A 21,219-nucleotide genomic window follows, 5' to 3' on the forward strand; every position below is an offset into this window, starting at 1 on the left:
CCGACGGGAGGAGGTCGGCCAGCGGGTCGGGACGGACGGGATGCGGCTGCTTGAGGCTGTTTTCTCGGCCCAGGCACCGGCCGCCCTGCGGGAGGGGAAGCAGGTCCAGATCCTGCGGCGGATGTGGGTCCAGCGGGCCCGGCCGGGAGGCCCGGTGCGGGTCCTGCGCGGAGCTGTGTACGGGAGGTCGTACGGGTGCGCGAGGCTCCGTACGGGCGTGTGAAAAGCCTCAGGAGCCCGTCTGCGCGGCCAACTCCCGTGCGGCCTCGGTCAGGTCCTTCGCGGTGTCGATCGCCCGCCAGTAGGCCCCCTGGGGCAGCGGGAAGCCCGCCAGGCGGCGTTCGCGCGCCAGCCGCGGGAAGGTGGTGCGCTCGTGGTCGCCCAAGTCCGGGAGCAGTGCCGCGAATTCGGGCCCGAAGACGTACACCCCGGCGTTGACGGGGTACGGCGACTGCGGAGCCTCGATGAAGTCCAGCACCTGGCCGTACTCGTTGGTCTCCACCACGCCCCACGGGATGCGCGGCCGGGCCAGTGCCAGCGTCGCGGTCGCCCCCCGCTCGGCGTGGAAGGCCGCCATCTCGCGGAGGGAGAACCGGGTCCAGACGTCGCCGTTGGTCGCGTACCAGGACAGCTCCGGGTACGGGAGGCTGCGGGCCGCGTACTTCAGGCCGCCGCCGCGCCCCAGCGGCTCCTCCTCGACGACCGTGGTCACCCGCAGCGGCAACCGCGCCCCGGCCAGCCACTCCTGGAGCACGCCGGCGAGGTGTCCGCAGGAGACCACCGCGTCGGTGACGCCCTCCGAGGCGAGCCAGGCCAGCTGGTGTCCGATGATCGGCACGCCGGTGCCCGGGATCTCGACCATCGGCTTCGGGCGGTCGTCCGTGTACGGCCGCAGCCGCGAGCCCTGGCCGCCCGCCAGGACGACTGCCTGGACGGGTGCGGCGGGGAACGCGGCTGCGGGATCGGACGGTTGGGGTGCTGCGGGTTCGGGAGCTGTGTCGGTCATGGCCGCCAGCGTAGGGACGCGGCGGGCGTCAGCCCATGGAGGCGACGCCGGTCGCGTACGAGGTGTCGCACACGGGACGGGCGAAGGACTGGGCCTTCGTCGGGCCGTACGCGTCGACGGCGGCGCGCCCCAGGGCCCGCGCGATGCCCACGCAGTGCTCGGCCAGCGACGGCCTGCGGTCCACCTCCTGCTGGAGGTGGGTGAGGACGTCACCCGGCTCCTCGCCCTGCTGGAGTTCGCTCAGCAGCTTGTCGCGCAGCACGTCCTGTGCGGCGCGCGGCTTGGCGGGGACGGAGACGTCCTCGGCGGAGGCGGTCAGGATCTGGGAGGAGGAAGTGTCCGCCCAGGGGACCATGGTGACCGCGAGGGTCCCGGACAGGACCAGGACGACGGGCAGGACCAGGGCGAGGGAACGGCCGATACGGCGGGCAGTGTGGGTCACGAGGGCGAGAGTAGCGCTCGGTGAAGAATTGGCGACATTTAGTCACCCTGTCGGGGGATGGTTCGACGTGGCTTTTCGAATACGGGGTTGACGGTTGGGGCCGAATGGCCCGTTCTGCCGGAGTTCCGGCGACGGTTGCGGCGCCGTCCGCGCGGGGCAACCGACGCGAAAGGGGCGCCCCTTGGCGGGGCGCCCCTCCTCGTGCGTCGGATCGTGCCGCGGCGGCTACTTGGAGAGCCGCGCGCCCGAGGACGTCGAGAACACGTGGATCTCGTCGGCCCGCGGCACCACGTGGAGCTCGGAGCCCTTCTCCGGGACCTGGCGGCCGCCGACGCGGACCACGAGGTCCTGCGAGCCCTCGGCGGCGGAGGTCGAGCCGTACACGTAGCCGTCGGCGCCGAGTTCCTCCACGACGTTCACGGTGACGGTCAGGCCCCCGGTCGCGGCGATGTCGAAGTGCTCCGGGCGGACGCCGACCGTGACGGTGCGGTCGCCCGCGTCGGCCGCGGCGGACAGCGCCTCGCGCGACACCGGGACGACGCTGTCGCCGAACTTCACGCCGCCGTCGGTGATCGGGACCTCGACGAGGTTCATGGCCGGGGAGCCGATGAAGCCGGCGACGAACAGGTTCGCCGGGCGGTCGTACATGTTCCGCGGGGTGTCGACCTGCTGGAGCAGACCGTCCTTGAGGACCGCGACCCGGTCGCCCATCGTCATGGCCTCGACCTGGTCGTGGGTGACGTAGACGGTGGTGATGCCGAGGTCGCGCTGGAGCGCGGCGATCTGCGTGCGGGTGGACACGCGGAGCTTGGCGTCCAGGTTCGACAGCGGCTCGTCCATGAGGAAGACCTGCGGCTTGCGGACGATCGCGCGGCCCATGGCGACGCGCTGGCGCTGGCCGCCGGAGAGCGCCTTCGGCTTGCGGTCGAGGTACGCGGTCAGGTCCAGCATCTTCGCCGCGTCCTCCACCTTGCGGCGGATGGTGGCCTTGTCCTCGCCGGCGATCTTGAGCGCGAAGCCCATGTTGTCGGCGACGGACATGTGCGGGTAGAGCGCGTAGTTCTGGAACACCATCGCGATGTCCCGGTCCTTGGGCGGCAGGTGCGTGACGTCGCGCTCGCCGATGCGGATGGAGCCGCCGTTGACGTCCTCCAGGCCGGCCAGCATGCGCAGCGAGGTGGACTTGCCGCAGCCGGAGGGGCCGACGAGGACGAGGAACTCGCCGTCCTCGATCTCCAGCTCCAGCTGGTCGACGGCGGGCTTGTCGCCGCCGGGGTACAGACGGGTCGCCTTGTCGAAAGTGACAGAAGCCATGGTGGTGAATCCCTTCTACCGGCAGGAACGTGCCGGACGATCCGAGTGGAAGGTCTAGTCCAGTTGTCGGACTCCGCTCGACGCTACCCGTCCGGACGCTTCCTGTCAGTACCCTGGCCGGCCGGATTGCCGCCCCGGCGTGCTTCCCTGCACCCTCGCGCGCGGCCGGACGGGCCGCCCGGTGGCGGCGACAACGTGATGGTCCCGGTAAGGGGCCTCTGTGTAGAGTGAGAGCGCCTTGCCTCCTTAGCTCAGCTGGCCAGAGCGCCGCTCTTGTAAAGCGGGGGTCGTCGGTTCGAACCCGACAGGGGGCTCCGCGCACGAAGGCCCCGGACGTTTTACGTCCGGGGCCTTCGTCGTGCCGTCAGTGACGGCCCGCGACGCGGTCGGCCAGGCGGGCCAGGGGGGTCGTCCGCGGACTGCCGGTGGACGCCTCGCGGCGGTCCGCCGCGCGGTAGGCCGCGTACAGGGCGTGGACGCCGAGCCAGCGCAGCGGTTCCGGCTCCCAGCGGCGGACGCGGTGGCCGACCCAGGGGAGCGCGGTCAGGCCGGTGGGCTCGCCGAGGACGAGGTCGCGCAGGGTGCGGGCGGCGAGGTTGGAGGTGGCGACGCCCGAGCCGACGTAGCCGCCGGCCCAGCCGAGGCCCGTGGCGCGGTCGAGGCTGACGGTGGCGCACCAGTCGCGGGGGACGCCGAGGACGCCGGACCAGGCGTGGGTGATCTCCGTACCCGCGAGCTGGGGGAAGAAGGAGGTGAGGAGTTCGGTCAGCGCGGTGATGGTGGCCGGCTCGGTGCGCCCGGCGTTCCCGGCGCGCGCCGCGCGCGATCCGAAGCGGTACGGGGCGCCGCGGCCGCCGAGCGCGATGCGGCCGTCGGCGGTGCGCTGGGCGTACATGTAGGCGTGGGCCGTGTCGCCGAGAGTGGCGGCGTCCGACCAGTTGAGGGACTCCCAGACCGCGGCGGGGAGCGGGGCCGTCACGATCATCGAGGAGTTCATCGGGAGCCACGAGCGGCGCTGTCCCTTGAGGGCGGCGGTGAAGCCCTCCGTGCAGCGCAGCACGTGGGGGGCGCGGACGGTTCCGTACGGGGTGACGGCCCGGCCGGGGGCGATCCCCGTGACGGGGGTGGACTCGTGGATGACCACGCCGAGGCGCTCGCAGGCGGCGGCCAGCCCCGTGACCAGCTTGAGGGGGTGGATGCGGGCGCCGTGCGGGGTCCAGCTGGAGCCGAGCGCGCCGGCGACGTTGACGCGGGCCCGGGTGGTGGCGGCGTCGTACAGCTCGCGGTCGGTCTCGCCGAAGGAGAGCTCGGTGGCGTGGAAGGCCCGCAGGCGGGTGAGTTGGGCGGGGGTGCGGGCGACTTCGAGGACGCCGCCGCGGTGGATGTCGGCGTCGATGCCCTCCGCGGCGGCGGTGTCGACGACCTCGGTGACGGTGTCGTTCATGGCCTGCTGGAGGCGCAGCGCCGCGGGGTGGCCGTGCAGCGCGGCGTAACGGTCGCGGCCGGCGATGCCGTTGTAGAGCCAGCCGCCGTTGCGGCCGGAGGCGCCGTAGCCGCAGAACGCCTGCTCCAGGACGGTGACGCGCAGGTCGGGGGCGGCGCGCTTGAGGTAGTAGGCGGTCCAGAGGCCGGTGTAGCCGCCGCCGACGATGACGACGTCCGCGGCGGCGTGGGAGGTGAGGGGCGCGCGGGGTGGGGTGGTCGGGGCGGTGGGGTCGGTCGCGTACCAGAAGGAGATGCCGCCGTTGATCGTCATGGGGGAGTTGCTACACCCGGTTCCGAAGGGGTGTCCAGGGACGGAGTGTCGTGTTCCGGGGCCGGATCGGGGGCCGGAAGACCGATGCGGGGGCGGGGTGGTGATCCGTACGGTGGGCTGGGGGATTTGTCATTGTTTTTGTTGAGAGGTGCGGTTCATGGCACGGGTACGGAAGGCAGGGCGCGCGGGTCGTGCCGTCGTGGCGGTCGCGGTGGCGTCCCTCTTCGGCGGGGCCGTGGCGGGCTGCGGGGGCGGCGGGTTGGGGTTGGCGGGGCTGCGGGGTCGCGCGGGTCAGGGGCGGCCCGCGACGAACCACCGGGCGGGCAGTTCCACGGGGGAGCCGTCCGCCCGGTTCTCGCTCATCGCGAGGGTGGTGGGGCCCTCCTCCAGCACGGTGAGGCCGGCGCCGCGCAGCAGTGCGGCGACCTCGCCCTCGGCGACCTCGCCGGGGCGGAGGTCGTGCTCCTTGACGCGGCGCAGCTTCGGGGAGGGGCCGCCGGGCTGTTCGGCGAGGGCGACGATGACCCCTTTGGCGTCGCCGGTGGGTTCCAGGACGAGGGCGCGGCCCTGCGCGCCGACGAGGGCGGCGACGGCGGCGGCGACGGCCGGGCGGTCCCCGGGGTCGCTCTGGTGCAGGACGGCCCGCATGTAGACGTGGGTGTCGCCGAGGCGGGCGTGCAGGTCGCGGGCCGGGGCCTGGTCCGCGTCGGCGAGGTTGAGCTGCTCGTACGCGGCGGTGCCCGCGGGATCGGCGCGGCGGGCGTGGGCGACGGCGGCGGCCGAGAGGTCGACGCCGACGGCGCGGGGGAAGCGGGTGGCGAGGTAGCGCGTCTGGGTGCCGTTTCCGCAGCCGAGGTCGGCGATGGGGAGGTCCGGGTCTGCGTACGGGGTGAGGCGGGGGAGGTCGCGCGCGGCGGTGACGGCGGGATCGGCGTCCCAGAAGGGCTCGCCCGGCTCGCCGGAGCTCTGCTCCCAGAAGCCGTCCCAGGACGTGCGGTAGCGGTCGGACACGCTCATGCGGTCTCCTTGTGGAGGTGGTGGGTGCGCGACGGGTGCTGCGCGTGTGAGCTCGTGCGCCGTGTGGCTACCCCGGAAGCGGCCGCCGTAGCCTCGGAGCCATGGTCGACAAGGTCGGGAACGTGGCGGACACCGGGGATGCCGGGGGCGTCGCGAACATCGGGGACGCCGAGGTCCCGCCGGGTCTGGTCGAGGCGCAGGCGACGTACGGCGGTGAGGCGGGCCGGGCGTTCATCGCCGGGCTGCCCGCGCTGGCGGGGCGGTTCCTGGAGCGGTGGGAGCTGCGGCGTACGGGGCCGGGCATGCACGGGGTGGCCGCTCTGGTGCTGCCGGTGGAGCGGGCGGACGGTACGCCGGCGGCCCTGAAGCTCCAGCCGGTGGACGAGGAGACGGTCGGGGAGCCGGCGGCGCTGCGGGCGTGGGACGGGGACGGCGCCGTACGGCTGTGGGAACACGACGCGGTGTCGGGGGCGATGCTGCTGGAGCGGCTGGACGAGCGGCGGCCGCTGACGGCGGTCGCGGAGCGGGACGCGCGCGAGGCGGTGGAGGTGGTCGCCGGGCTGCTGGCGCGGCTGACGGCGACGCCGGCTCCGGCGGGCCTGCGGGGGCTCGGCGCGATGGCGGCCGGAATGCTGCAGGACGTACCGGGGGCGCTGGGGCGGCTGGCGGACGGGCGGGACCGGCGGGTGCTGGCGGACTGCGCGGCGGCCCTGGCGGAGGTGGCGGGGGAGCCCGGGGACCGGTTGCTGCACTGGGACCTGCACTACGGCAACGTGCTGGGCGGCGGCGCCCGGGGCCGCGGGGAGTGGCTGGCGATCGACCCGAAGCCGCTGGCCGGGGACGCGGGCTTCGAGCTGCTGCCGGCGATCGTGAACAACTTCGCGGCGGGGGAGGTGCGGTGGCGGTTCGACCTGCTGACGGCGGCGGTCGGGCTGGACCGGGAACGGGCGCGGGCGTGGACGCTGGCCCGGGTGCTGCAGAACTGCCTGTGGGAGGTGGAGGACGGGGAGGAGCGGCTGCCGGAGGAGCAACGGGCGGTGGCGGAGCTGCTGATGGGGCGCGATGTCTAGAGTGCGGGGATGATCCGTAACGCGCGTGTCGCCGACGTTCCCGTCATCCGGGACATGATCCGAGAGCTGGCGGAGTACGAGAAGGTGCCGGGGGAGGCCCGCGCGACCGAGGAGCAGCTGCGGGAGGCGCTGTTCGGGGAGCGGCCGGCGGTGTTCGCGCACATCGCGGAGTCCGAGGACGGCGAGCCCGTGGGCTTCGCGGTGTGGTTGCTGAGCTTCTCGACGTGGCGCGGGGCGCACGGGATCTACCTGGAGGACCTGTACGTACGTCCCGGCGCGCGCGGGGGCGGCCACGGCAAGGCGCTGCTGGCGGAACTCGCGCGGACGTGCGTGGAGCGGGGGTACGAGCGGCTGGAGTGGTCGGTCCTCGACTGGAACGCGCCGGCCCTCGACTTCTACCGGTCGGTCGGGGCGGTGCCGATGGACGAGTGGACGGTGCACCGCCTGACGGACGCGGCGCTGCGCAGACTGGGCGGCGAGGCGGAGTGAGCGAACCGGAGCCCTTGCCGCCGGGTCGCTGACGGGCTTGGGGCGGAGGAGCGTAGCCGCGTTGGGCGGGGCCGGGGCCGGGGGCGGGGCCGGGGCCGGTGGCCCGGGCGGGTCAGGGTTCGAGGACTACCTTGCCCGTCGTGGCGCGGGTTTCCAGGGCGTGGCGGGCTGCGGCCGCCTCGGCGAGGGGGAAGCGGGTGAGGGCCGGGCGGAGGCGGCCGGCGGCTGCTTCGGCGAGGGCGCGGGTCTCCAGGGTGCGCAGCGGGTCGGGGGTGCCGACCTGCCGGAACATCGCCGGGCCGAGGACGTTCCGGGTGGTGATGCCGCGGGCGGCCAGGGCGGCTTCCTCGGCGTCGGTGAGGGTGAGGGGGCCGGCGGACCAGCCGAAGACGAGGCGCAGGGCGCCGGGGGCGAGCAGACCGAGGGCGGTGCGGGTGACGGGGCCGCCGACGGAGTCGAAGAGGACGGTGGCGCCGCCGGGGTGGTGCGCGCGGACCGTGTCGGGCCAGGCGGGGTCGGTGTAGTCGAGAGCGAGGTGGGCGCCGTTCGCGGCGGCCCGCGCGGTCTTGGCGGGGCCGCCGGCGAGGGCGATGACGGTGGCGCCGGCGTGGACGGCGTACTGGACGAGCAGGGTGCCGATGCCGCCGGCGGCGGCGGGGACCAGGGCGACGCTGCCGGGGCCGAGGTCGGCGAACTGGAGGATGCCGAGGGCGGTGCGGCCGGTGCCGATCATGGCGACGGCCGCGGCCGGGTCTAGGCCCGGCGGTACGGGGTGCAGGCGGTCGGCGTCGGCGACGGCGTACTCGGCGTACCCGCCGGGGGCGGGGCCGAGGTGGACGACGACGTCGCGGCCGAGCCAGGCGGGGTCGGTGCCGGGACCGAGGGCGTCGACGGTCCCGGCGACTTCGCGGCCGGGCACGGTGGGGAGCGCAGGGAGGGCGGGGAAGGGGCCCGGGTCGCCCTCGCGCAGGGTGGTGTCGAGGAGGTGCACTCCGGCGGCGGCCACGGCGATGCGGACCTGGCCGGGGGCCGGTACGGGGGTGGGGGCGGGCTCGTAGGTGAGGTTCTCGGCGGGGCCGAAGGCGTGGAGGCGGACGGCGTGCATGGACGGGGGTGTGGGTGTGGGCGTGACCGTAGGCGTCGGCGTGGGGTTCGGTGTCGGTGTCGGCATGGGATCAGGCTGTGACCTCAAGCACGGTTGAGGTCAAGGGGTGTTGTCGGTGCGGTGCGTCAGGATGGGTGAATGGCGCGAAACGGACAGCAGCAGCAGCGGACGGCCGAGGCCGTGAAGGCCGTGAAGGCCGTGAAGGCGGCGAAGGCGGCGAAGGCGGCGAAGCGGCCGGAGGTGCAGCTGCCGGAGCTTGCGGTGTGGGCGGACGGCGAGCTGGAGCCGGACGGTGACTACGACGGGGTGGAGTTCGCCGACCTGGATCTGACGGGGCAGGAGGGGATCGGGGCCCGGTTCATGGACTGCGCTCTGCGGCGCTGCGTACTGGACGAGGCGGGGCTGGCGAAGGCACGCGTGCTGGACTCGGTGCTGGAGGGGGTCCGGGGAGTGGGGACGGACCTGTCGGGAGCGTCCCTGCGGGACGTGGAGCTGGTGGACGCCCGGCTGGGCGGGGTGCAGCTGCACGGGGCGGTGCTGGAGCGGGTGGTGGTGCGCGGGGGGAAGATCGACTACTTGAACCTGCGGAAGGCGCGGCTCAAGGACGTGGTCTTCGAGGGGTGCGTGCTGGTGGAGCCGGACTTCGCGGGGGCGGTGCTGGAACGGGTGGAGTTCCGGGACTGCGCGCTGCGGGGGGTGGATTTCACCGGGGTGCGGATGACGGACGTGGACCTGCGGGCCGCCGCCGAGCTGGAGATCGCCCGCGGGGTGGACGCGCTGTCCGGGGCGGTGATCAGCCCGGCGCAGCTGTTCGACCTGGCGCCGGCGTTGGCTGCGCAGCTGGGGGTACGGGTGGTTGCGTAGCGGTACCGGGGCGCTGGCGCTGGCCTGGGCGGGCCTGGCCTGGCCTGCGGGGGCGGTGCTCGGGCTGGGCGGGGCCGGGTCGCCCGGGAGGCCGCGGGGCTCCGCCCCGGACCCCGCGCCTCAAACGCCGGCGGGGCTGGGTTTGGCCCCGGCGGGGCCGGAGTGCGGGGCGGGGCGGAGTGCGTGCGGCCGGGGTTCGGCCCCCGGCGCCGGGGTGCGGTGCCGTCCGGTTGGAGTGCGGTGCGGCCCGGCGGGGCGTGCCGTGGGGGTCAGGCCGGGACTCGGGGGAAGCGGGACTGGAGAGTCCAGATGGCCGGGTTGTCGGCGAGGCCCTCGTGCATGTCGACGAGGTCCGCGATGACGTCGTGCAGGAAGTCGCGGGCCTCGCGGCGCAGCAGGCGGTGGCTGAAGGTCAGCGGCGCCTCCTCGGACGGCATCCAGTCGGCCTCGACGTCGACCCACCCGAAGCGGCGCTCGAAGAGCATCCGGTCCGTGGACTCGGTGAAGTCGAGTTCGGCGTACTGGCGGTGGGCGGAACGACTGCCGCGCGGGTCCTGGTCGAGCTGCTCGACGATGTCGCACAGGGCCCAGGCGAAGTCCAGTACGGGCACCCATCCCCAGGCTGTGGATACTTCCCGGTCCGCGTGGGTGTCGGCGAGGTAGACGTCCCCGCAGAACAGGTCGTGCCGCAGGGTGTGGACGTCCGCCGAGCGGTAGTCGGTCTGCGGGGGGTCCGGGAAGCGCCGGGAGAGGGAGTAGCCGATGTCGAGCACGTACCCGATGGTGTCACGGGTCCGGGCCGCCCCCGCCCCCGGCCGTGCGGGTACGGCAGCGGCGGTTACGGGAGGAGGCGTTGTTCCTTGGCCACCGATACGGCGCCCGCGCGGGTGTCGACGCCGAGCTTGTCGTAGATGCGGCCCAGGTGGGTCTTGACGGTGGCCTCGCTGATGAACAGGGCCCGCGCGATGTCCCGGTTGCCGAGGCCGCGGGCCAGCTGGCCGAGGATGTCCAGCTCGCGGTCGGTCAGGGTGGGGCGGGTGCCGCGCATGTGGGCCATCACACGGCTGGCCACCGGCGGGGAGAGGGTGGTGCGGCCGGCGGCCGCGGAGTGGATGGCCGCGAAGAGCTCCTCGGGCCGTTCCGCCTTCAGCAGGTAGCCGGTGGCTCCCGCGCCGATGGCGCGGGTGATGTCGGCGTCGGTGTCGTACGTGGTGAGGACCAGGACGTGCGGGGGCTCGGGCTGGGCCGTGATGCGGCGGGTGGCCTCCACGCCGTCGATGCCCTCGCCCAGCTGGAGGTCCATCAGGACCACGTCGGGCCGCAGTTTGGCGGCCAGGGCGACCGCCTCCTCGCCGCTGCCCGCCTCGCCGAGCACCTCGATGTCCGGCTCGCTGCCGAGCAGGGCCAGCAGTCCGGCGCGGACCACCACGTGGTCGTCGCAGAGCAGGATCGTCGTCATCCGGTGGGCTCCAGGGGGACGGCCGCGGAGAGGACGGTGCCTTCTCCGGGCGTGGATTCGATGGTCAGGGTGCCGCCCAGCTGGCGCACGCGGGCGCGCATCGCGGGGAGGCCGTGGCCGCGTTCGGGGGCGCGGGTGCCCGCGGCGGTGCCGGTGCCCGTGCCGGTACCGGTGCGGGGCTCGGCGAAGCCGTGGCCGTCGTCGGCGATGTCCAGGACGACCTGGTCGCCCAGGAAGCTGAGGGTGAGGGCGGCGGTACGGGCGCCGGAGTGCTCGCGGACGTTGGCCAGTGCTCCCTGGGCGATGCGCAGCAGGGCCGACTGGACGCGGTCGGGCAGCGGCGCCGGAGTGCCTTCGAGGTGGAAGCGGACCTCGGTGTGCGGGCCGGCGTCCAGGGCGCGCAGGGCGTCGGCGAGGCCGGCGCCGTCCGCGAGTTCGGACGGGGCCAGGTCGTGGACGAGGCGGCGGGCCTCGGCGAGGCCGCGTGCGGCGATGCCGGTGGCGGTACGGACGTGCGCGCGGGCGGTGCCGGGGTCGGTGTCCCAGGTGCGGTCGGCGGCCTGGAGCAGCATCTGCTGGCTGGAGAGGTTCTGGGCGAGGGTGTCGTGGATCTCCATGGACAGCCGCTGCCGTTCGGCGAGGGTGCCTTCGCGGCGCTCGGTGGCGGCCAGTTCCCTGCGGGTGCGGATGAGGTCGTCGATCAGGGCCCGCTGGGCCTCGGCCTGGCGCTCCGTGTGGACGAAGACGGCGGTGGCGAGGGCGGCCACGGCGGGCGGGGCGAGGAGCAGGTTCGGGTCGAAGGCGGTGGCGAGCTGGAGCTGGGCGATGACGACGAAGGTGGTGAGGAGGGCGACGAGGACGATCGCCGCGCGGGGGCGGAGGGTGCGCAGGGCGGTGTAGAAGAGCGGGACGGCGCACCAGGCGAAGCTGGGCGCGAGCAGGACGAGGACCACCCAGGTGGCGACGACCAGGCCGAGCCAGAGCAGCCGTCCGAGGGGAGGGGCCGGTGGGGTGGCCGCGGAGCCGGCGGTGGCGGCGGCTCCGGCGGCCCGGGTGCCGGGGGGCGGGGTGGCGCCGACCGCGGGGCCGAGCACGTACAGCAGGGACAGGGTGATGCTGAGCGCGATGATCCACGGGGTGCGGGGTTCGCCGGGGTGGCGGAGGAGGAACCGGGCCAGTGAGGCGCCGAGGAGCAGGAAGAACGCCGCGTGCGTGACGGTGGCCAGGGTGCGGGTGTCCGGTCGCCGCGGCGGGGGGTGACTCACGGGGTCTCCTGGGGTGGGGGGTGCGGCCCTCCCATCCTGCCGGGTCGGCGGAGGCGGGGGCGGTCCCGCCGTTGGGGTGTTCGGGCGTGGGCGGGGCTGCCGTCGGGGTGTTCGGGCGGGACCGGCCGCGCCGCCGGGGTTCCTCGTGGGGGCGGGGGTTGGTGTCAGCCAATACCGGGGTGGGGGGCGGCGCATCGGCCGATCGGTTGACCCGCGGGTCAACCGGTGCGGTCGCCGGCGGGAGCCGGTACGGGGACGGGGCGGCGGGGGTTCCGGGCCCAGGCTTGGAGCAGTGAAGGAGCCGGCCCGCCCCGCACCACCGGAGCGGACGGCCCCACCGATGCCGCCCACCCCCCCCGTGCCACCGTCCTCAGGAGCAGAGATGAACACCCGTACCCGCGTCCTCACCGGTACCGCCCTCGCCGCCGTCATCGGTGCCGGGACCTTCGGGGCCGTCAGCGCCAGCGCCACCGCCGCACCGGCCGGCGCGTCCGCCGCCGCCCCGGCCGCCGCCGCGGCGAAGAAGGACGACGACCGGAACTTCACCACCTCCACCCACCTCACCGTCGACGCCGCCACCCGCGCCGCCCGGGCCGCGCTGGACGCCGCCGAGAAGGAGAACCAGCGCGTGACGGTCGCGGTCGTGGACCGCAACGGCAACACCATCGTCACCCTGCGCGGCGACGGCGCGGGCCCGCAGTCCTACGAGTCCGCCGAGCGCAAGGCCTTCACCGCGGTGTCCTGGAACGCGCCCACCTCCGTCCTCGCGGGCCGCCTCGCCCAGACCCCGAACCTGAAGGACATCCCCGGCACCCTCTTCCTCGGCGGCGGCACCCCGGTGCAGGCCGATGGCGCCCCGGTGGCCGGCATCGGCGTCGCCGGCGCCCCCAGCGGCGACCTGGACGAGAAGTTCGCCAAGGCCGGCGTGGACGCGCTGGGCAAGTAGCCCGCCCCGTCCCCCGCTTAGGATCGAGTGCGTGGAACACCGCGCCCGATCCCGCTCCTCCCGCATCGCAGTCCCCGCCGCTGCCGCCCTCCTCGCCCTCACCACGGCGTGTACGGGCGGCACCGTGCAGGGGCGGCCGGGTGCGTCGGGGCTGCGCGACCCGTACTTCCCCAAGGCCGGCAACGGCGGCTACCAGGTCGAGCACTACGCCCTGGACCTGGACTACGAACCCACCGGCAACCGGCTGCGCGGCCGCGCCGTCATCACCGCCCGCGCCGGGCAGGGCCTCAGCTCCTTCAACCTGGACCTGAGCGGACTGCGCGTCGACGCCGTGACCGTGCAGGGCGAGGACGCCCGGTACAACCGCACCGGGAACGAGCTGACCGTGCGTCCGGCCGAGGACCTGAAGAAGGGCGAGGTCTTCCGTACGGAGGTCGACTACAGCGGCCACCCGAAGGCCCTCACAGATCCGGACGGCTCCGAGGAGGGCTGGATCACCACCCCGGGAGCCGCGGGGAACGCGGGCGGTGCGGACGGCGCGGTCGGCGTCGGCGAGCCGGTCGGCTCGATGACGTGGTTCCCCGGCAACCACCACCCCAGCGACAAGGCCGCGTACGACATCACGCTGACCGTCCCGGACGGCTACGAGGCCGTGTCGAACGGCGCGCTGCGCTCCCGCACCCCGGCCGGCGCCGGGCGGACCGCCTTCGCGTGGCACAGCCCGGAGCCCATGGCGAGCTACCTGGCCACCGCCGTCATCGGGAAGTACCGGGTGACCACGGGGCGCACGCCCTCCGGGGTGGCCCTCTACAACGCCGTGACGCCCGACGAGGCCACGTCGAGCGCCGGGGTGCTCGCGCGGCTGCCGGAGATGGTGGAGTGGGGCAGCGGCCGGTTCGGCCCGTACCCGTTCGGCACGGCGGGCGCCGTCGTGCTGCCCGCCGGCACCCTGGCCTACGCGCTGGAGACGCAGACCAAGCCCGTCTTCCCGGGGGCGCCCGGCAGCGAGGAACTCGTCCTGCACGAGCTCGCCCACCAGTGGTTCGGCAACTCGGTGTCGCCCGAGTCCTGGAAGGACATGTGGCTGAACGAGGGCTTCGCCACCTACGCCGAGTGGCTGTGGACCGAGGACCACGACGGGCCCACGGCCCAGGAGGAGTTCGACGCCTTCCTGGAGGGCGACACGGAGGTCGACGAGAACGCCGACTCCGACTGGGACGCCTTCCCGCCGGGCGCCCCGCCCGGGCCCGCCGACATCTCCGGGAACCCGGTGTACTACCGCGGGGCGATGGTCCTGCACCGCGTCCGGCAGGAGGTGGGGGACGAGAAGTTCTTCGCGCTCCTGCGCGGCTGGGCCGCCGCGCACCGGCACGGGAACGCGAGCACGGCCGACTTCACCGCCTACGCCGAGAAGTCGACGGGACACGACCTGAAGGACGTCTGGGACGTCTGGCTGTACGGGAAGGACCGCCCGGGCGGCCCCCGCTAGCCGGTCCGGCCCACAGCCCACCGGCCCACAGCCCACCGGCCCACCGGCTACGGGGCTATACGGGCTACGGGGCTTCCAGCGGCTTGCGCAGCACCACGCAGTCGCGGCCCAGTTCGCGGTCCTTGGCCCGGCGCACGAAGGCGTAGCCGCGGGACTCCCAGAAGGCGAGCGCGCCGGGGTTGTTCTCCAGCACCGCGAGCCGCAGCCCGGCGCGCCCCGCGGCGCGGAAGCGGTCCTCGACCAGGCCGGCCACGGTCCTGCCGTACCCCTCGCGGTGCGCGGTGGCGTCGATCAGCAGCAGCCCGATCCACGGGTCGGGGTCCTCGGACGCCGGGTCGGGATGGTGGGCGAGGGTGGTGGCCAGGCCGACCAGCCGGCCCGCCGAGCGGGCGAGGAGGACCTCTGCGCCGGCGCGGGAGAGTTCGTCGGCGAGGGCGGCCGCGACCTGCTCGACCGTGATGCGGCCGGGGTCGGGGAAATCACCGCTCAGTTCGAAGAACGCGTGGTTCGTCGCGTAGAGGGCGGCGATCTCGGTGAGGACCGGGCCGGGCAGGGCGCCGTCCACGGGGACGAGCGGTTGGAGGATCACCTGCCGAACGGTAGCGAAGCCCCCTCCCCGGACGGCCGGGAGGGGGCTTCACCAACACAGGTGTCACCAACTCAGGTGTCACCAGTGCGGCTGTCACCAACTCGGGTGTCCGCCGCGCGGCGGACGCACAGGCCGGCGCGGACCGGCCGACGGACGCACCGGCCGACGGGCCCACCGGGCCGCGCGGACCGGCCCGTGGGCGCACCGGCCTGCGCGCACCCGTCCGTACGACGGCTCCGCGCGGCCGGATCCGTGCGACCGGCCGGCGCGGAACCGTCGGCGCGGGACGGTCAGACGTTGACGCCGAAGTCCTGCGCGATGCCCGTCAGGCCCGAGGCGTAGCCCTGGCCGACCGCGCGGAACTTCCACTCGGCGCCGTTGCGGTAGAGCTCGCCGAAGACCATGGCGGTCTCGGTCGCCGCGTCCTCGGAGAGGTCGTAGCGGGCGATCTCGGTGCCGCCGGCCTGGTTCACGACGCGGATGTAAGCGTTGCGGACCTGGCCGAAGTTCTGGTTGCGGGTCTCGGCGTCGTAGATGGAGACCGGGAAGACGATCTTGTCCACGTCGGCCGGCAGGCCGGCGAGGTTGACGTTGATGGCCTCGTCGTCGCCCGCGCCCTCGCCGGTGCGGTTGTCACCGGTGTGGACGATGGTCTGGTCCGGGGTGGACTTGTTGTTGAAGAAGACGAAGTGGCCGTCGGAGACGACCTTGCCGGTCGCGTTGACGGCGATGGCCGAGGCGTCGAGGTCGAAGTCGACACCGGTGGTGGTGCGGGTGTCCCAGCCGAGGCCGACCGTGACGGCAGCCAGACCGGGGGCCTCCTTCGAGAGCGAGACGTTGCCGCCCTTGGACAGGCTTACAGCCATGGGAATGTCCCTTTCCTCATCCAACATGCACGTACAGGCGGTCAAAGTACCGCTGCTCCCTCTAACGCGACGAGGGGCCTGCCGGGTTCCCGAAGGAAAATAAGGGTGACGGAGCGGCTGCGGGCACGGATCATAGGGGGCATGCCTGGTCCCTATGTCATCCGCGGTTCGGTCGCGCTCCCGGAGTCGGAGCTCGCCTGGCGCTTCTCGCGTTCCTCGGGGCCCGGCGGACAGCACGTGAACACCTCGGACTCCCGCGCGGAGCTGCTCTTCGACCTGGCGGCGACCAAGGCGCTGCCCGAGGTGTGGAAGGAGCGGGCGCTGGAGCGGCTCGCCTCCCGCCTCGTCGACGGGGTGGTGACCGTACGGGCCTCCGAGCACCGCTCGCAGCTGCGCAACCGGGAGATGGCGCTGGTCCGGCTGGCCTCGCTGCTCGCCGAGGCGACGGCGCCGCCGCCGCGGCAGCGCCGGGCGACCAAGATCCCGCGCGGGATCAACGAGCGCCGGCTGCGCGAGAAGAAGGCCAGGGCGGAGACCAAGCGGGGCCGCACCGGCCGCGACTGGTAGCGCACCGGTAGCCGCACGCCCCCCGTGCCGCCGTGCGCGCCGTGCACCGAGGCGTCCGCCCCCTCCGACCGCGCCCCGCCCGCCGCCCCCTCCGACCGCGCCCCGCCCGCCGCGTCCGCCGCGCGGCCGCCCCCGGCTACTGCCCGAGGTGCCGGTAGCGCCCGCGGAAGTACGCGAGCGGCGGCGAGTCCGGCGACGGCAGCGCCGCCGTCACCACGCGGCCGACGACCAGGGTGTGGTCGCCCGCCTCCACGCGGTTCTCCGTACGGCATTCGAGGGTGGCCAGGGCGCCGGTCAGCAGCGGGGCCCCGGAGGCCTCGCCGCGCACGTACGGGAGGTCCGCGAACAGGAGGCGGTCGCTGATCCGGTTCTTCATCGCGAAGCGGCCCGCGATCTGGAGCTGGTGGTCGGCGAGCACCGAGACCGCCCACATCGGCTGCTCCGCCAGCAGGTCGTCCATCCGGGAGCCCTCGCGCAGGCTCACGACCACCAGCGGCGGGTCCAGCGAGACGGACATGAAGGCGGTCGCCGTCATGCCGACGTCCTCGCCGCGCGGACCGCCGGCCGCCAGGGGGGCCTCGTGCGCGGTGATCAGGCACACGCCCGCCGCCAGCCGGGCCATCGCGGCGCGGAACTCGTCATTGCTCACGCCCTCAGCATGGGGGGTTCGCTCGGGCAGGGTGGGTACGGGGGTCGTCTGGTGCACGGTGAAACGCTAATCTCGCGCTCCCCGGCGCACATCGGGCCCCGGTCCGAGTCGCGCCCCCGCCTCTCGCCCTAGGCCCGGGCGTATCGTTTGCCCGCGGGAAGGAGGGGGAGCGTTCCCCACCTGGGAGGTCCGTTGCGTACCATTATTCATCCCATGTGACTTGAGTCACAGAGGGCAAGATTTGTTGACCCTGTGTACCTGCGGCACAGCTCACTGTGATTCAGTGGACGGGACACCGCAACGAAACGCCGATGACAAACCTGGAGTTGCTGTCGAGGTCTCGGGGAGAGCGAGCAATGGAGACCGAGTCGGAGCCGTACGTCCGTCTTGCGACCCTGCGGCAGCTGCACCGGGTGGTGGCCGAGCTCAATACGGCCCGGAGCCTGGCGGACACCCTGCAGACCGTCGTGGACGGCATCGTCGTGGGGCTCGGCTACGAACTCGCCTGTGTCAACCTCGTACGCCCTGACGGGGATCTCGTCGTCGCGGCCTTCGCCGGCGACCCCGCCGCCGAGGCCCTCATCACCGGCCGGGTCGGCTCCCGGGCCTCCTGGGACCGCCGCCTGACCATGGGTGAGAACTGGGACGGGCTCCGCTTCATCCCGCACACCGAGGGCTGGGTCCTCATGGAGGACGACGTCCCCCAGTGGCACACCGAGGGGCCCGAACCGCGGTTCGAGGACGAGTGGCACCCCGAAGACCGGCTCTACGCACCCATGTACGCGTCCGGCGGGGAACTCCTGGGTGTCATCTCGGTGGACAGACCGCGCAACGGGCGCCGCCCCGGGGCGTGGGGGCGCGAGGCGCTCCAGATGTACGCCTTCCAGGCGGCGATTGCGATCAGCAATGCCAGGCTCCGCGCGAACATGCAGCGGGCCCTGGTCCGGCTGGAACGCGAGCAGCAGGCGCTCCGCGCCAGTGAGGAGTCGTTCCGCCAGGCCTTCGAGTACGCGCCCAGCGGCATGGCCATCGCCGAGATGGGCGGGGACCAGCACGGCCGCCTGCTGCGGACCAACGACGCGCTGTGCCGGCTGCTGGGCAGACCGGCCTCCGTACTGCGCCGCTACTCCTTCTCCGACCTGGTCCACCCCGAGGACATCGGCACCCTGCTGCGCACCTCCGCCGAGGGCGGCCGCGCCGAGCTGCGCCTCGGCCGCCGCGACGGCACGTACGTATGGGTCTCGCTGCGCAACTCCGTGGTCGCGGACGCCGCCGACGGGCCGCGGTTCCTGCTGACCCACGTCGAGGACATCGAGGAGCGCAAGCGGCACGAGCTCCAGCTCGCCCACCGGGCCAGCCACGACTCGCTGACCGGCCTGCCCAACAGCGCCGAGCTCAGATCCCGGCTCGGGGCCCGGCTGTGCCGCCGCCCGCAGTCCGTAAGGGCCACCGCGGTCGAGGCCCTGGACGCGGCCTACGAGGGACGCGAGGTGCGGACGGGGTACGAGGTGCACGGGGAGGCGGGTGGTGCGGGTGAGCACGGCTTTCAGCCCGACGGCCCCGACCGGTTCGGCGGGGCCGACCCCTTCGAGTTCCCCGGGGCGGTGGCGGGCCCCGCGGACGGTCCGTACGACCACCACGTGCACACGGTGGCGCCCGCGACCGACGTCGACGACGGGACGAAGGGGCTCGCGGTGCTCTTCTGCGACCTCGACGGCTTCAAGTCGATCAACGACCGGTTCGGGCACCACACGGGCGACGCGGTCCTGATCGAAGTCGCCCGGCGACTGACGACCGGCGTCAGGGACGGCGACACCGTCGCCCGGCTGGGTGGTGACGAGTTCGTCGTCCTCGCCGACGGCCTGGGCGCCGCGGACGCCGCCGACCTCGCGGTCCGGCTGCGCAACGCGATCATCCCGCCGATCCGGGTCGACGGCCGCGCGGTGCGCGTGGGAGCGAGTTTCGGGATCGGATGGGCGAGCTGCGGAATGTCCGCCGACGAGGTGCTGCGCTCCGCCGACCAGCGGATGTACATCGAGAAGCGGGCGCGGTCGAAGTCGCACCGCCGGGCCGGATGAGGCGATCGGCCGCTCGTGGGCGCATGCGTTCGGGGTAGGCTCCCGGGGGTCGAAAGGAGTGACCTGCGATGACGACGCCCGCGAACAACGGCTCGCACAGTGGGGCGAACAAGCCCGAGGACGACGATCCGTTCGGCTACCTCTACGAGGACGGCCAGGCCGCCGGGGCCACCCCGCCCGGTCAGGGCGGATACGGCTACCCCGGCCCGGGCGGCGGTCACCCCGGTACGCAGCCCGGTGTCCCGCGGACCTCCCACCACCAGGTGCGCACGGTCGGCGACCGCAGGAGCAGCGGCGGCCCCCGGGGCCCCGTTCCCCAGCAGGGCCAGCCGTCCTACCAGGCGCAGTACCAGTCACCCGAGGCCCTCCAGGCCGGCGGCTACGGCGTTCCGCCGCAGCAGGGCGGCTCGTCGCAGTCCTCCCAGACCCAGGCGATCTCCTCGCACGGCGGCGGCGGGAGCCACGGCCACGGCGGCACGGGGAACCGCGGCGGCGGCTCCAGCCGCAAGGGCCTGCTGATCGCGGCGGTCGCCGTGGTCGGCGCGGTCGTGATCGGCATCGGCGCGGCCCTGGCCTTCGGCGGCGACGGCAAGGAAAAGGGCGACGACAAGGCGGGCGGCGACGGCGGTCAGCAGTCGGCCGCCCCGCAGAACCCGGCGTCCCCGGCCCCGAGCGATGCTCCCAAGCCCTCCGCGGCCCCGCTGCCGAAGGCGGACGCCTCGGGCGCGGGCATGGTGCTCACGGGCGGCGCGCAGCTGCAGAACACGGTGCCGGGAGCGAAGAGCGGCGACGGCCAGTACGTGGGCGGCTTCAACCAGCCCGGTGCGGCGCTGACCTGGACGGTCGACGTCCCGTCGGCCGGCGACTACACGGTCTACGTGAAGTACGGCGTGCCCGGCAAGGACGCGAAGGCGACGCTCACGGTCAACGGGCAGAGCCCCAACCAGGCGCTGAACCTCGCCAACTTCGCGAAGGCCTCGGAGGGTGCCTGGGAGAAGGGGTGGACGACCACCTACGCCTGGATCACCCTCAAGAAGGGCACGAACAACGTGAAGATCTCCTGCGAGGCGGGCAACCAGTGCGACGTGGTCTTCGACCAGCTGGAGATGGCCTCGGGCCACGTCCGGCGCTGACCCGTCGTCCGGCCCGCCCGCCCGTCGGCTGAACCCGGCCCCCCACCGCTCGCGCGGTCGGGGGCCGGTTCCGTTGTCGGACCGGTCCGTTGCTCCCCGGGGACCGCCGGACGCTCAGCTTCGGCTCCTGTCGGTGACGGAGACGGCGAGCGTCAACTCCTCGTAGACGCACCGGTCGAACTCCCCCGCCGCCGGGGCGAGGACCGTGGCCGCCGAGAGGGCGACGGCGCGGGTCAGGCGGGTCGGCCAGTCCAGGCCCTGCGTCAGGGCGGACAACAGCCCCGCGACCGCGGAGTCGCCGGCCCCGGTGGGGTTGCCGGCCAGCGGGCGCGGCGGGGCGGCCTGCCAGGTGCCGTCGGGGGTGGCGGCCAGCAGCCCGCCCGGGCCGAGCGAGGTGACCACCGCGTGGGCGCCCCGGCGGCGGGCGTCACGGGTGGCGGGGAGCGGGTCGCGGGACCCGGTGAGCTCCGCCAGTTCGGCGGCGTTCGGCTTGATGACCTCCGGCCGGGCGGCGACCCCGCGGCGCAGGGCCTCGCCGCCGGTGTCCAGGAGCACCGGGACCCCGGCCGCTCGGGCGGTCCGTACGAGCACCGCGTACGCGCCCACCGGCACGCCCGGCGGGAGGCTGCCGCACAGGGCGACGGCCTCGGCTCCGGCCAGCAGGGCGTCGTACCGGGTCAGGAAGGCCGACCACTCCGGAGCCGTGATCAGCGGGCCCGGCTCGTTGAACTGCGTGGTGTCTCCGGAGGCCGCGTCGACCACGGCCACGGTGCGCCGGGTGGTGCCCGCGCAGGGGACCAGCGCGTCGGTCACCCCGGGGGAGTGCGCCAGCAGGTCCCGTACGACGGCGCCGGTCCGGCCGCCCGCGAAGCCGGTGGCGGTGACCTCGTGGCCGAGCGCGGCCAGGACGCGGGCGACGTTGAGGCCCTTGCCGCCGGGGCGTTCGGCGACGTCCGAGACGCGGTGCGAGGCGTGCGGGAGCAGCCGCGGCACGCGGTAGGTGACGTCCAGCGCCGTGTTGAGCGTGACGGTCAGGATCATGGGCACTCCCGGGTCTGTTGCTGCCGGGATCATGCCAAACGGAAGGCGGTCGGCCCAGTCCCGCGGGCCGACCG

The 21,219-nt window shown here is 74.2% G+C and carries 21 protein-coding genes, 1 tRNA gene and 1 pseudogene; 10 read left to right on the forward strand and 13 right to left on the reverse strand.

Annotated elements, in window-relative coordinates; all coding sequences use genetic code 11:
• Positions 1-223: pseudogene (locus ACFWTC_RS21125) on the forward strand (hypothetical protein); the annotation flags it as partial.
• A 6-nt stretch (positions 224-229) separates the two neighbouring features.
• Here the strand turns inward: ACFWTC_RS21125 and ACFWTC_RS21130 are convergent.
• The 3 genes from ACFWTC_RS21130 to ACFWTC_RS21140 all read right to left on the reverse strand — a co-directional run bounded on the left by ACFWTC_RS21130 (position 230) and on the right by ACFWTC_RS21140 (position 2,762).
• Positions 230-1,006, reverse strand: coding sequence for an NDP-sugar synthase (locus ACFWTC_RS21130; protein ID WP_383918379.1), 777 nt, complete (start codon positions 1,004-1,006; stop codon positions 230-232).
• A 28-nt stretch (positions 1,007-1,034) separates the two neighbouring features.
• Complete coding sequence (locus ACFWTC_RS21135; RefSeq protein WP_351271185.1) at positions 1,035-1,448, reverse strand: hypothetical protein; 414 nt, start codon at positions 1,446-1,448, stop codon at positions 1,035-1,037.
• Between the two features lie 225 nt (positions 1,449-1,673).
• Positions 1,674-2,762 (reverse strand): ABC transporter ATP-binding protein, encoded by a 1,089-nt coding sequence (locus tag ACFWTC_RS21140; protein WP_383918383.1) that lies wholly within the window; start codon positions 2,760-2,762, stop codon positions 1,674-1,676.
• A 240-nt stretch (positions 2,763-3,002) separates the two neighbouring features.
• Between ACFWTC_RS21140 and ACFWTC_RS21145 the strand changes: the two genes are divergently transcribed.
• Positions 3,003-3,076, forward strand: a tRNA-Thr gene (locus ACFWTC_RS21145).
• 50 nt (positions 3,077-3,126) lie between these two features.
• Here ACFWTC_RS21145 and ACFWTC_RS21150 read toward each other — a convergent pair.
• Both ACFWTC_RS21150 and ACFWTC_RS21155 read right to left on the reverse strand, forming a co-directional pair.
• Entirely contained in the window at positions 3,127-4,518 is a 1,392-nt protein-coding gene (locus ACFWTC_RS21150) for an NAD(P)/FAD-dependent oxidoreductase (protein WP_384028129.1), read from the reverse strand.
• 291 nt (positions 4,519-4,809) lie between these two features.
• Positions 4,810-5,535 carry a methyltransferase domain-containing protein gene (locus tag ACFWTC_RS21155; protein ID WP_383918386.1) on the reverse strand — a complete coding sequence of 242 codons (726 nt, stop codon included), beginning with the start codon at positions 5,533-5,535 and terminating at the stop codon, positions 4,810-4,812.
• Between the two features lie 101 nt (positions 5,536-5,636).
• Between ACFWTC_RS21155 and ACFWTC_RS21160 the strand changes: the two genes are divergently transcribed.
• Both ACFWTC_RS21160 and ACFWTC_RS21165 read left to right on the forward strand, forming a co-directional pair.
• Positions 5,637-6,605 carry an aminoglycoside phosphotransferase family protein gene (locus ACFWTC_RS21160; protein WP_383918389.1) on the forward strand — a complete coding sequence of 323 codons (969 nt, stop codon included), beginning with the start codon at positions 5,637-5,639 and terminating at the stop codon, positions 6,603-6,605.
• Positions 6,606-6,614: 9 nt separating this feature from the next.
• Entirely contained in the window at positions 6,615-7,094 is a 480-nt protein-coding gene (locus tag ACFWTC_RS21165) for a GNAT family N-acetyltransferase (protein WP_383918392.1), read from the forward strand.
• 112 nt (positions 7,095-7,206) lie between these two features.
• Here the strand turns inward: ACFWTC_RS21165 and ACFWTC_RS21170 are convergent, their stop codons facing one another.
• Positions 7,207-8,199 (reverse strand): zinc-binding dehydrogenase, encoded by a 993-nt coding sequence (locus ACFWTC_RS21170; protein WP_384028130.1) that lies wholly within the window; start codon positions 8,197-8,199, stop codon positions 7,207-7,209.
• Between the two features lie 138 nt (positions 8,200-8,337).
• On the opposite strand from ACFWTC_RS21170, the gene ACFWTC_RS21175 reads away from it, so the two are divergent.
• Positions 8,338-9,063, forward strand: a complete 726-nt coding sequence (locus tag ACFWTC_RS21175) for a pentapeptide repeat-containing protein (protein WP_384028131.1) — start codon at positions 8,338-8,340, stop codon at positions 9,061-9,063.
• 269 nt (positions 9,064-9,332) lie between these two features.
• On the opposite strand, the gene ACFWTC_RS21180 is transcribed toward ACFWTC_RS21175, so the two are convergent.
• The 3 genes from ACFWTC_RS21180 to ACFWTC_RS21190 form a co-directional block, all read right to left on the reverse strand.
• The gene (locus tag ACFWTC_RS21180; protein WP_383918399.1) at positions 9,333-9,836 is read right to left on the reverse strand and encodes a hypothetical protein; all 504 of its coding nucleotides are present in this window, start codon (positions 9,834-9,836) and stop codon (positions 9,333-9,335) included.
• A gap of 65 nt (positions 9,837-9,901) precedes the next feature.
• Positions 9,902-10,522, reverse strand: a complete 621-nt coding sequence (locus tag ACFWTC_RS21185; protein WP_384028132.1) for a response regulator — start codon at positions 10,520-10,522, stop codon at positions 9,902-9,904.
• Positions 10,519-11,982, reverse strand: a complete 1,464-nt coding sequence (locus ACFWTC_RS21190; RefSeq protein ID WP_383918404.1) for a sensor histidine kinase — start codon at positions 11,980-11,982, stop codon at positions 10,519-10,521. The genes ACFWTC_RS21185 and ACFWTC_RS21190 overlap by 4 nt, the downstream gene beginning before the upstream one ends.
• Positions 11,983-12,169: 187 nt before the next feature.
• Between ACFWTC_RS21190 and ACFWTC_RS21195 the strand changes: the two genes are divergently transcribed.
• Positions 12,170-12,733 carry a heme-binding protein gene (locus ACFWTC_RS21195; RefSeq protein WP_383918407.1) on the forward strand — a complete coding sequence of 188 codons (564 nt, stop codon included), beginning with the start codon at positions 12,170-12,172 and terminating at the stop codon, positions 12,731-12,733.
• A 31-nt stretch (positions 12,734-12,764) separates the two neighbouring features.
• Positions 12,765-14,222, forward strand: coding sequence for a M1 family metallopeptidase (locus ACFWTC_RS21200; RefSeq protein WP_383918410.1), 1,458 nt, complete (start codon positions 12,765-12,767; stop codon positions 14,220-14,222).
• Between the two features lie 64 nt (positions 14,223-14,286).
• Here the strand turns inward: ACFWTC_RS21200 and ACFWTC_RS21205 are convergent, their stop codons facing one another.
• Together ACFWTC_RS21205 and ACFWTC_RS21210 are read right to left on the reverse strand one after the other, a co-directional pair.
• Complete coding sequence (locus tag ACFWTC_RS21205) at positions 14,287-14,811, reverse strand: GNAT family N-acetyltransferase (RefSeq protein ID WP_383918413.1); 525 nt, start codon at positions 14,809-14,811, stop codon at positions 14,287-14,289.
• 290 nt (positions 14,812-15,101) lie between these two features.
• Positions 15,102-15,677: a TerD family protein gene (locus tag ACFWTC_RS21210; protein WP_267724528.1), complete on the reverse strand. Its 576-nt coding sequence runs from the start codon at positions 15,675-15,677 to the stop codon at positions 15,102-15,104.
• 141 nt (positions 15,678-15,818) lie between these two features.
• Between ACFWTC_RS21210 and arfB the strand changes: the two genes are divergently transcribed.
• Positions 15,819-16,244 carry an alternative ribosome rescue aminoacyl-tRNA hydrolase ArfB gene (arfB, locus tag ACFWTC_RS21215; RefSeq protein WP_383900053.1) on the forward strand — a complete coding sequence of 142 codons (426 nt, stop codon included), beginning with the start codon at positions 15,819-15,821 and terminating at the stop codon, positions 16,242-16,244.
• A 136-nt stretch (positions 16,245-16,380) separates the two neighbouring features.
• Here arfB and ACFWTC_RS21220 read toward each other — a convergent pair whose 3' ends face one another.
• Complete coding sequence (locus ACFWTC_RS21220) at positions 16,381-16,866, reverse strand: flavin reductase family protein (RefSeq protein WP_383917076.1); 486 nt, start codon at positions 16,864-16,866, stop codon at positions 16,381-16,383.
• 383 nt (positions 16,867-17,249) lie between these two features.
• Between ACFWTC_RS21220 and cdgB the strand changes: the two genes are divergently transcribed.
• Together cdgB and ACFWTC_RS21230 are read left to right on the forward strand one after the other, a co-directional pair.
• Positions 17,250-18,971: a diguanylate cyclase CdgB gene (gene cdgB, locus ACFWTC_RS21225; RefSeq protein WP_383917044.1), complete on the forward strand. Its 1,722-nt coding sequence runs from the start codon at positions 17,250-17,252 to the stop codon at positions 18,969-18,971.
• Between the two features lie 68 nt (positions 18,972-19,039).
• Complete coding sequence (locus tag ACFWTC_RS21230; RefSeq protein ID WP_384028133.1) at positions 19,040-20,104, forward strand: CBM35 domain-containing protein; 1,065 nt, start codon at positions 19,040-19,042, stop codon at positions 20,102-20,104.
• Positions 20,105-20,218: 114 nt separating this feature from the next.
• On the opposite strand, the gene ACFWTC_RS21235 is transcribed toward ACFWTC_RS21230, so the two are convergent.
• Positions 20,219-21,145 (reverse strand): 1-phosphofructokinase family hexose kinase, encoded by a 927-nt coding sequence (locus ACFWTC_RS21235; RefSeq protein WP_383917037.1) that lies wholly within the window; start codon positions 21,143-21,145, stop codon positions 20,219-20,221.
• Positions 21,146-21,219 lie beyond the last annotated feature (74 nt).

The sequence above is a fragment of the Streptomyces sp. NPDC058619 genome, from assembly GCF_042717785.1.
Classification (GTDB): domain Bacteria; phylum Actinomycetota; class Actinomycetes; order Streptomycetales; family Streptomycetaceae; genus Streptomyces.

Bases quoted from the DNA above. Each gene is read 5' to 3' on its own strand.
- ACFWTC_RS21130 (WP_383918379.1), bottom strand. From the start codon at position 1,006: ATGACCGACACAGCTCCCGAACCCGCAGCACCCCAACCGTCCGATCCC.
- ACFWTC_RS21140 (WP_383918383.1), bottom strand. From the start codon at position 2,762: ATGGCTTCTGTCACTTTCGACAAGGCGACCCGTCTGTACCCCGGCGGC.
- ACFWTC_RS21150 (WP_384028129.1), bottom strand. From the start codon at position 4,518: ATGACGATCAACGGCGGCATCTCCTTCTGGTACGCGACCGACCCCACC.
- ACFWTC_RS21155 (WP_383918386.1), bottom strand. From the start codon at position 5,535: ATGAGCGTGTCCGACCGCTACCGCACGTCCTGGGACGGCTTCTGGGAG.
- ACFWTC_RS21160 (WP_383918389.1), top strand. From the start codon at position 5,637: ATGGTCGACAAGGTCGGGAACGTGGCGGACACCGGGGATGCCGGGGGC.
- ACFWTC_RS21165 (WP_383918392.1), top strand. From the start codon at position 6,615: ATGATCCGTAACGCGCGTGTCGCCGACGTTCCCGTCATCCGGGACATG.
- ACFWTC_RS21170 (WP_384028130.1), bottom strand. From the start codon at position 8,199: ATGCACGCCGTCCGCCTCCACGCCTTCGGCCCCGCCGAGAACCTCACC.
- ACFWTC_RS21175 (WP_384028131.1), top strand. From the start codon at position 8,338: ATGGCGCGAAACGGACAGCAGCAGCAGCGGACGGCCGAGGCCGTGAAG.
- ACFWTC_RS21185 (WP_384028132.1), bottom strand. From the start codon at position 10,522: ATGACGACGATCCTGCTCTGCGACGACCACGTGGTGGTCCGCGCCGGA.
- ACFWTC_RS21190 (WP_383918404.1), bottom strand. From the start codon at position 11,982: ATGCGCCGCCCCCCACCCCGGTATTGGCTGACACCAACCCCCGCCCCC.
- ACFWTC_RS21195 (WP_383918407.1), top strand. From the start codon at position 12,170: ATGAACACCCGTACCCGCGTCCTCACCGGTACCGCCCTCGCCGCCGTC.
- ACFWTC_RS21210 (WP_267724528.1), bottom strand. From the start codon at position 15,677: ATGGCTGTAAGCCTGTCCAAGGGCGGCAACGTCTCGCTCTCGAAGGAG.
- arfB (WP_383900053.1), top strand. From the start codon at position 15,819: ATGCCTGGTCCCTATGTCATCCGCGGTTCGGTCGCGCTCCCGGAGTCG.
- ACFWTC_RS21220 (WP_383917076.1), bottom strand. From the start codon at position 16,866: ATGGCCCGGCTGGCGGCGGGCGTGTGCCTGATCACCGCGCACGAGGCC.
- cdgB (WP_383917044.1), top strand. From the start codon at position 17,250: ATGGAGACCGAGTCGGAGCCGTACGTCCGTCTTGCGACCCTGCGGCAG.
- ACFWTC_RS21230 (WP_384028133.1), top strand. From the start codon at position 19,040: ATGACGACGCCCGCGAACAACGGCTCGCACAGTGGGGCGAACAAGCCC.
- ACFWTC_RS21235 (WP_383917037.1), bottom strand. From the start codon at position 21,145: ATGATCCTGACCGTCACGCTCAACACGGCGCTGGACGTCACCTACCGC.